3 protein-coding genes are annotated in these 3,177 nt (G+C 35.3%); 2 read left to right on the top strand and 1 reads right to left on the bottom strand.

Features of this window, described 5'->3' with window-relative positions; genetic code table 11:
- Nucleotides 1-934: alpha-glucosidase C-terminal domain-containing protein (locus AOG54_RS02160; protein ID WP_201779306.1), on the top strand; the 934-nt coding region annotated here is incomplete at its 5' end.
- On the top strand, nt 921-2,273 hold the full coding sequence (locus tag AOG54_RS02165; RefSeq protein WP_156318808.1) for a hypothetical protein: 1,353 nt from the start codon (nt 921-923) through the stop codon (nt 2,271-2,273). The genes AOG54_RS02160 and AOG54_RS02165, both read left to right, overlap by 14 nt.
- Here AOG54_RS02165 and AOG54_RS02170 read toward each other — a convergent pair.
- The coding region (locus AOG54_RS02170; protein ID WP_055032349.1) for an FAD-dependent oxidoreductase at nt 2,270-3,177 on the bottom strand (908 nt) is incomplete at its 5' end. The two genes, AOG54_RS02165 and AOG54_RS02170, sit on opposite strands and share 4 nt — an antisense overlap.

Below are 3,177 nucleotides of genomic sequence, written 5' to 3' on the forward strand. Positions count from 1 at the left end.
GGATGCAAGGGCATATTTTGGCAATGGGGATGAATTCCATATGGCATTTAATTTTCCATTGATGCCAAGAATTTTTATTGCACTTGCAAAAAGGGATTATTATCCGATAGAGGATATTATAAACCAGACGCTTCCGGTTCCAGATAACTGCGACTGGTGCACGTTTTTAAGGAACCATGATGAGCTCACACTCGAAATGGTTACTGATGCCGAAAGGGATATAATGTTCAGGGAATATGCCAAGCTGCCAAAAATGAGGCTTAATCTTGGAATCAGGCGCAGGCTTGCACCCCTTGTGGATAATGATATAAATACAATAGAACTCCTTAATGCATTAATATTCTCACTGCCTGGAACGCCAATTATATATTACGGTGATGAGATAGGCATGGGTGATAATATTTATTTGGGTGACAGAAACGGTGTAAGGACGCCCATGCAGTGGTCATATGATAGAAATGCTGGATTCTCAACCGCAGATTCCGAGGAACTTTACTCACCCGTCATTACAAATCCAAATTATAATTATGAGAGCGTAAATGTTGAGGCCGAGATGCGGCTGAATTCATCGTTATTAAAATGGATGATCAAAATAATCAATATAAGAAAGGATTACAAGGAACTTCTTGGCAGGGGGTCAATCAAATTTATAAATCAGAAAAACAAAAGGGTTCTTGTTTATATAAGGGAATATGAAAACCAGAGAATGCTATGCCTTTTTAACCTCTCCAGAAGTCCAACCTATGTTGAACTAGATTTGCATGAATATGCAGGATTGAAGCCAATAGAGGCCATAACAAAGGCAGCATTTCCAAGAATAGGTGACCTAAATTATTTCATCACAATGACCCCAAGGTCATTTTTCTGGTTTAATTTAATAGTGCCCGAACGTGACGATTCATTTGACCTGGTGGATGATTATGATCAATCCTGAATCAATCTTAAATAATGAGGTAATAAATTATATAAAATCACGGAGGTGGTTTTCAAATAAAAATGATGAAATTACAGGTGTAAGTGTTTATGATTCATTTAATGTTGATAATTTTCTACTTTTGATATTAAAATTCCAGACAAATATGGGCAATTATCTTTATTATTTCCCTGTTAGCATAGGCTCCGGAGAAATTTTAATTTCCTGCCAGGATAACAATAAAATTTATGATGCATTTTATTCCAAAGATTATGCAGATGCCATTTTAAGGCTATTCATGTCTGAAATTGAATTAAAGGGAAAAAATGGCATTTTAGGATTCATAAAAACACAGTTTTTCAATTTTAACAATTCTGACAATTTTGCGACAATAAAGGCAGAACAGAGTAACAGTTCATTCATCATGGGAAATATAATCTGCAAAAATTACAGATTTCTTCAGTATGGTGAGAACCCTGATATAAGAATGTCTGTTGTATTGATAAAAAATGGATTTGATAATGTGCCTGCACCCATGGGATATGCCGTTTACACATCACGTTCCGGGAATATTTACTTAATAAATATATCAGAATATATTTATAATTCAATAGATTTATGGTCATATTCAAATAAAAAAATATCATCTATATGCAGTGAGGCCTCAGATTACAGTGAACTGGAGAAAAAAATAAAAGGTTTTTTAACTGGAATGGCAGGTGACCTTGGAACATTAACAGGAAGGATGCACAGGGTACTTTTTTATTCAGGTGAGGAGGATTTTATTCCAGTTCTGGCCACCATGGATGATTTTTATTCTGTTATGGAAGAAACAATTAATAATCTGAGAGAATCTGGACTTATAGAAGATAGCATTATAGAAAGTTTAAAAAATAAATTAAATATTATGATAAAAAGTCTCGATTACACCGGTATATATAAGATAAGGATACATGGTGATTATCATCTGGGCCAGATAATATATTCAGAAAAGTACTATGTTATTGATTTTGAGGGAGAGCCCCTTAGAAAACTTTCAGAAAGATCAGTAAGGCAGATACCCCTGAGAGATGTTGCGGGCATGCTCAGATCATTGAGCTACCTTATTTATTCATCATCATGCATCAGGCCCGATGATATAAATGAGATATTAGACAATGTTTCAGTCAAATTCGTAAATGCATATAAAAATGTGATGTGCAGTATCGGTATTATGCCAGAGTATTTATTTAACTCCATTGACCTCTTTTTGCTTCAAAAAGCCTCATATGAACTATTATATGAAATTAAAAACAGGCCATCATGGATAGGCATACCGTTAAATGAAATTAAAAGAATTTATAAAAAGTTATGTCTTTAAAATAGTTTTCTCGCAGCGGTATCAAGCCCCTCAAACGTCATTGGGTGCTGGTGTGCCATCTCTGCAAAATCCCTTGCTGTAAGGCCATTTTTAACTGCAAGTGCTATTTCATTAATGACGTTCCCTGCATCGTTTCCTATTGCATAACCACCTATAATTTTCATACGTTTGTCAACAAGCAATGTTATTTCTCCGTACATTTCATCAAAGGCCTCGGCAAGTGTATCCTCCTTCAGATCATATTTAACCTCTGTGTATTCAATATTATTTCTTATGGCATATTCAGGTGTAATGCCAACATAGGACATCTGTGGTATGGTATATAATGTATACGGCACACTTAATGGGTCATAGTAATCAGTTAATTTTCCATCAGACATTATATTATGGGCCGCAACCAGGCTCTGGCGTTTTGCCGCATGGAATAACGGTGTAATGCCATTCACATCCCCTGTGGCATAAATATTTTTTATATTCGTCTGCATTCCAGAATTTACCTTTATGCCATGTCTATCATATACTATTCCAATTTTATCAAGTCCATCCGGGAAAACAGGTTCACGACCTGTTGCCATTATTACCGCATCAGCATAAATGCTCTCCCTGTTACCATTATCCTGTAACAAATTAACCTTATACCTTTCATTGACCTTTTCTATTGATTTAACCTCATTATTAAAATAAACATCCATCTCCGGCAGCAGGGGATAGAGCTTATCAATAATTTCCTTATCCATATCTATAAGAATTCTGTCCTTTACCTCAACCAGTTTTACCCTGGAACCAAGGATTGATAAAAATGATGCTGTTTCAAGGCCAATGTATCCGCCACCTATTATAACAACAGAATCTGGAATTTTTCTGAAACTTGGATTTATTCTGAATATATCACCACTTACATATG

The sequence above is a fragment of the Acidiplasma aeolicum genome (genome assembly GCF_001402945.1).
GTDB classification, from domain to species: domain Archaea; phylum Thermoplasmatota; class Thermoplasmata; order Thermoplasmatales; family Thermoplasmataceae; genus Acidiplasma; species Acidiplasma aeolicum.